We start from the raw sequence: 5,877 nt of genomic DNA on the forward strand, positions 1-5,877 counted from the left end.
GGACACCGGGCGCTGCGCGCGGATCGACTGGAGCAGCCCGACGGCGATCCAGACCGCGAACATCGAAGTGCCGCCGTAGGAGACGAACGGCAGCGGCAGACCGGTGACCGGCATGATGCCGAGGGTCATCCCGATGTTCTCGAAGGACTGGAAGGCGAACCACGCGACGATGCCGGCGGCCACGATCGTGCCGTAGAGCTCGCCGGTCTCACGGGCGATCCGGCAGGAGCGCCAGAGCACCACGCCCAGCAGCAGGATGATCAACCCCGCGCCCAGGAAGCCCAGTTCCTCGCCGGCGACGGTGAAGATGAAGTCGGTCTGCTGCTCGGGGACGAACTGGCCGGTGGTCTGGCTGCCGTGGAAGAGGCCGGAGCCGGTCAGTCCGCCGCCGCCGATCGCGATCCGTGCCTGGTTGGTGTTGTAGCCGACACCGGCCGGGTCCAGGCTCGGGTTGGCGAACGCGGCGAAGCGGGCGATCTGGTACGCGTCCAGCAGCCCGAGCTGCCAGATGGCGAGGCAGCCGACGACGCCGGTGCCCAGCAGGCCGAGGACCCAGCGGTTGGAGCAGCCGGAGGCGAGCAGCACACCAAGGACGATGGCGCCCAGCACCATCACCGAGCCGAGGTCGGGCATCAGCAGGATGACGCCCACCGGGATCGCGGCCAGGCCCAGAGCCTGGACGACGGTGCGGTGATCGGGGTGCGGGCGGTCGCCGGCGTCGACCCGGGCGGCCAGGATCATCGCCATGCCGAGCGTGATGGTGATCTTCGTGAACTCGGCGGGCTGGAGCGAGAATCCGCCCGGGATCGCCAGCCAGGAGCGCGAGCCGTTGATGGTGGCGCCCAGCGGGGACAGCACCAGCAGCGCGAGCAGCACCGAGACGCCGAAGAGGACCGGGACGGCACCGCGCAGGGTGCGGTGGCCGAGCCAGATGGTGCCGGCCGCCAGGGCCAGCCCGATACCGGTGTTCAACAGGTGGTGCAGGAGGAAGAGGTACTCCTCGCCCCTGGTGAGCTCGGAGCGGTGGCGGGTGGCGGAGTAGACCAGCAGCGAGCCGAGGGCGGACAGCGCGAGACAGGACAGCAGCAGTGTCCAGTCCAGCCGGCGCACCACCGAGTCCCGGGCGGTCAGCCTGCCCCGGACACCCGGCTCGGGGGTGTAGCGGCGGACGGTGAACGCCCGGGAGAAGAGCGGGGTGCTCACTGCGGTGGACTCCCGGAGGGCGACGCGGACGGGTCGGCCGGCGGCGGCTTGATGGGCTGGGACTCGATGGTGCCGTCGCTCTCGATCTTGGGCAGCGAGGTCTGCGGTTTCGGGAGGATGGCGGCCTTGGGGTCGAGCTCGCCCTTGTCGTTGACGCCGTAGAGCGCATCGTAGATCTTGCGTACGGCCGGGCCGGAGGCGCCGGATCCGGTACCACCCTGGGAGATGGTCATGACGATCGCGTAGTCCTTGGTGTACGTCGCGAACCACGAGGTGGTCTGCTTGCCGTAGACCTCGGCCGTACCGGTCTTGGCGTGCATCGGGATCTTGTCCTGCGGCCAGTCCTGGAAGCGCCAGGCGGCGGTACCGCGCATCGTCACGCCCTGGAGCGCGGCGTCGATCTGCTGGATCGTCTGGGGAGTGTCGGGCAGGTGGCCGTGCGCCTTGGGCGGGATCATCCGGATGTGCTTGCCGTCGGGGCTGACGATCGCCTTGCCGACGGTCGGGTTGTAGAGCGTGCCCCCGTTGCTGAGCGCGGCGTAGATGGTCGCCATCTGGATCGGGGTGACGAGGGTGTCGCCCTGGCCGATGGCGTAGTTGATCGAGTCGTAGGCGTGCAGCTTCATGCCTTCGAGGCAGCCCTCACGGGCGAGCTTGGAGACGTAGTCGTCGCCGCTCTTGCCCTGCGAGCACCAGGTGTCCTTGTTGGCCTTCCAGAACGCGTTCTTCCACTGGCGGTCGGGGACCCGGCCCTTCACCTCGTTGGGGAGGTCGATGCCGGTGGTCTTGCCGAGGCCGAACTGGTGGGCGGTCTTGTAGAACCAGTCGTTGGGGTTGGCCTTGGGCTTGTCGCCGCCGTCCTTCTTCCACTCCTCGTGCCCGAGCCGGTAGAAGACGGTGTCGCAGGAGACCTCCAGCGCACGGCCCAGGCTGATGTCGCCCTGCGATTCGCCCTCGAAGTTCCGGAAGACCTGGCCGCCGATGCTGTACGAGCTGGTGCAGGGGTAGTGGCCGTCGAAGGGGTAGCCGGCGTTGACCGCGGCGGAGGTCGAGATGACCTTGAAGATCGAGCCGGGGGCGGCCTGCCCCTGGATGGCGCGGTTGAGCAGGGGGTAGTTGGAGGACTTGCCGGTCAGCTTGGCGTAGTCCTTGCCGGAGATCCCGCCGACCCAGGCGTTGGGGTCGTAGGTGGGGTTGGAGGCCATCGCCACCACCCGGCCGGTCTTGGCCTCCAGGACGACCACGGCGCCCGAGTCGGCCTTGTAGTTGGTGCCGGTGTTCCGGTCCACCTGCTGGCGGGCGTCCTTCATCGCCTGGTCGAGCTGCTTCTCCGCTATGGCCTGCACGCGGGCGTCGATGCTGGTGACCACGCTCGAACCGGGCCGGCCCTTGTCGCTCTTGGCCTGGCCGATGACCCGGCCGAGGTTGTCGACCTCGTAGCGGGTGACGGCGGCCTTGCCGCGCAGGTACTTGTCGTACTCCCGCTCCAGCCCCGACCGGCCGATCTGGTCGGAGCGCAGCAGTGGCGAGGGGCTGTTCTTGGCCTTGTTGATCTCTTCGTCGGTGACCGGCGACAGGTAGCCGAGGACCTGGGCGGCGTTGGCGTCCCCGGGGGCGGCGTAGCGGCGTACGGCGGTGGGCTCGGCGCTGATGCCGGGGAAGTCCTCGGAGCGCTCGCGGATCTGGAGGGCCTGCTGGGTGGTGGCCTCGTCGGTGATCGGGATCGGCTGGTAGGGCGAACCGTTCCAGCACGGCTGCGGGGTCTTGGCGTCGCAGAGCCGGACCTTGTTGCGGATCTCCTGCGCGGGCAGGTTCAGGACCCTGGCCAGCCGGGTGAGCACGGCCTTGCCGCCGTCCTTCATCTTCAGCAGGTCGGTGCGGCTGGCGGAGACCACCAGCCGGGTCTGGTTGTCGGCCAGCGGCACCCCGCGGGCATCGAGGATGGAGCCGCGGGTGGCCGGGTCGATGACCTGCTGGACGTGGTTGGACTTGGCCTTGGCGGCGTACTCCTGGCCGTTGCGGATCTGCAGGTACCAGAGCCGGCCGCCGAGCGTGGCCAGCAGCGAGAAGACCAGGATCTGGATCGCGACCAGCCGGATGGTGACCCGCGAGGTCCGGCCGGTTTCCGGAATATTGCTCATGGCGCGCAGCGCCTCCATGCGGGGTGGTGGTCGGGTGACGGGTGGGCGCTCACAGCCGCTTGACCCCCTTGAGTCCCTTGACGCCCTTCATGCGGCCCGACTTGCCGCCCCGCGCCGGCTTGGGCACCCGGCCGGTCCGTACCGCCTTCATGGCACCGCGGCTGGCCTTGAGGCCGGTGCCGGTGGTGAGCCAGCCGTACGCCGGCTTGCGGCGGGCGACCGGGATCGCGGAGCCGCCGGAGCCGTCGGTGGCCAGCGGGTCGTGCTCCGTCCTGCGCGCCAGCGCCATCACCAGCGGGACGGTGAAGGGGGCCAGCAGCAGGTCGTAGAGCGTGGAGCTGAGCAGCAGGCCGACGATGCCGACGTGCCGGGCCGCGGTGTCGCCGACGAGCGAGCCGACGCCCGCGTACAGCACCGTGGAGCCGAGGGCGGCGCCGAGGACGACCATCAGCGGCAGGGTCGCCGAGCGGTGCTGTCCGCTGTCCGGCTTGGTGAGGCCCGCGGCGTAGCCGATGACGCACAGGACCAGGGCGTAGCGCCCGATGGCGTGGTCGGACGGCGGGGCGAGGTCGGCGAGCAGTCCGGCGCCGAAACCGATCAGTGAGCCGCCGACATGGCCGTAGACGAGGGCCAGCCCGAGGACCACCAGCAGCAGCAGATCCGGTACGGCGCCGGGCAGTTGGAGTCTGCCGAGGATGCTGACCTGGATGATCAGGGCGACCACCACCAGCGGGGTGGCGAGCAGGATCCGGTTGATGCGCATCGGTCAGCTCCTGGGAGAAGCGCTCTCGGTGGGGGTCGCCGTCACGGTGACCGTCGGCGTCGGTGCGGGTTTGACCGGGGGCGGCAGGACGGTGTCCCGCGGGTCCTCGCGGGGCGGCTGGACGACGACGCCGACGATGTCGAGCGACGAGAAGGAAACGAACGGCGTGACCTGGAGGGTGCGGGTCAGGTCGCCGTTGAGCGGATCGACCCTGGAGACCGTGCCGACCGGCACACCGGGCACGAACGGCTTGTCCTTGCTGGAGCCGAAGGTGACCAGCCGGTCGCCCTTCTTGACGTCGGCCTTGCCGTTGAGCAGCTGGACGCGCAGCGAGCGGACGCCCTGCCCGTTGGCGAAGCCGATCTCGTTGGTCTTCTCCATGCGGGTGCCGACGGTGAACTCCGGGTCGGCGGCCAGCAGCACGGTGGAGGTGTGCGGGGTGACGGTGGTGATCCGGCCGACCAGCCCGTCGCCGTTGAGGACGGTCATGTCGCGGGCGATGCCGTCGCGGCTGCCGGCGTCGATGGTGACGGTCCAGGAGAAGCCCTGCGCCGATCCGATGGCGATGACCTCGGCGCCCTTGATCGCGTACTGGCCGGTGCCGGCGGTCCGGAGGATCTTGTCCAGCTCGGCGGCGCGGTTGCGGTTGTGGTCGGGCGAGGAGAGCTTGGCCTTCAGGGCCGCGTTCTCGTGCTCCAGGGACCGGATGCGGTTGTGGCGCTCACCGGAATCCCGTACGGCGCCGACGGCGTTGCCGACCGGGTTGACGACCCGGGCCACGCCGCGCTCGACCGGGCCGAAGGCGGAGGCGGCGGCCTGCCGGGCGCCGTCGAGCGGGGACTGTTCGCCGCCTCGGATATCGACCGTGATCAGCGCGAACGCGATCGCGATCAGCAGCACCAGCAGCAGCCGGCTCTCTCGTGTGTCCCTCACGTGCGGCGGCCGTGTCCTTCCTCGTAGGACCGGCCGGCTGCGGACCCGCCGGTCTCGTTCGGGAGTTGAGCGTTGTGCCTTGATGTGACGGTGCGGTGGTGGAACGTCGGTGCACCGTATCTGTGGGAGCGTTACGGGTGTATGTCAGCCGCCGGACGAATCAGCTGCTGTGTGTTGTGTATGGTGCCCGACCCCCGCGAACGCCGTGTGACGGGTCGGGTCCGGGGTCGCGTCAGCGGCGCGGCTGGGAGTCGAGAACCTGCTGGAGCGCCTCGAACTCCTCGACGCACTTGCCGGAACCGAGCGCGACGGAGTCGAGCGGGTCCTCGGCGATGTGGATGGGCATGCCGGTCTCGCGGCGCAGCCGCTCGTCGAGACCGCGGAGCAGAGCGCCGCCACCGGTGAGAACGATGCCGCGGTCCATGACGTCACCGGACAGCTCCGGCGGGCACTTGTCGAGGGTCGTCTTGACCGCGTCGACGATGGAGTTGACCGGTTCCTCGATGGCCTTGCGGACCTCGGCGGCCGAGATGACGACGGTCTTCGGCAGACCGGAGACCAGGTCACGGCCGCGGATCTCGGTGTGCTCGTCCTGCTCCAGGTCGTACGCCGAACCGATGGTGATCTTGATGGACTCGGCGGTGCGCTCGCCCAGCAGCAGGCTGTACTCCTTCTTGATGTGCTGGATGATCGCGTTGTCCAGCTCGTCGCCGGCCACCCGGATCGACTGGGCGGTGACGATGCCGCCGAGCGAGATGACCGCGACCTCGGTGGTGCCGCCGCCGATGTCCACGACCATGTTGCCGGTGGCCTCGTGGACCGGCAGGGCGGGGCCCA

5 protein-coding genes are annotated in these 5,877 nt (G+C 69.8%); all 5 read right to left on the minus strand.

Going from position 1 to position 5,877, the window contains the following annotated elements:
- Positions 1-1,203 (minus strand): FtsW/RodA/SpoVE family cell cycle protein (locus tag RZ84_RS12120; RefSeq protein ID WP_043269710.1); only part of this gene is annotated, 1,203 nt, incomplete at its 3' end.
- A complete protein-coding gene (gene mrdA / locus RZ84_RS12125) occupies positions 1,200-3,344 on the minus strand; it encodes a penicillin-binding protein 2 (RefSeq protein WP_043269712.1) in 2,145 nt (714 codons plus the stop codon). The genes RZ84_RS12120 and mrdA, both read right to left, overlap by 4 nt.
- Before the next feature lie 49 nt (positions 3,345-3,393).
- Complete coding sequence (mreD, locus tag RZ84_RS12130) at positions 3,394-4,107, minus strand: rod shape-determining protein MreD (protein WP_043264329.1); 714 nt, start codon at positions 4,105-4,107, stop codon at positions 3,394-3,396.
- 3 nt (positions 4,108-4,110) lie between these two features.
- Positions 4,111-5,040: a rod shape-determining protein MreC gene (mreC, locus tag RZ84_RS12135; protein ID WP_043264330.1), complete on the minus strand. Its 930-nt coding sequence runs from the start codon at positions 5,038-5,040 to the stop codon at positions 4,111-4,113.
- A gap of 232 nt (positions 5,041-5,272) precedes the next feature.
- On the minus strand, positions 5,273-5,877 hold a 605-nt coding region (gene mreB / locus RZ84_RS40975; protein ID WP_241777672.1), incomplete at its 5' end, for a rod shape-determining protein MreB.

The sequence above is a fragment of the Streptomyces sp. CT34 genome (genome assembly GCF_000805335.1).
In the GTDB taxonomy this organism is placed as follows: Bacteria; Actinomycetota; Actinomycetes; order Streptomycetales; family Streptomycetaceae; genus Streptomyces.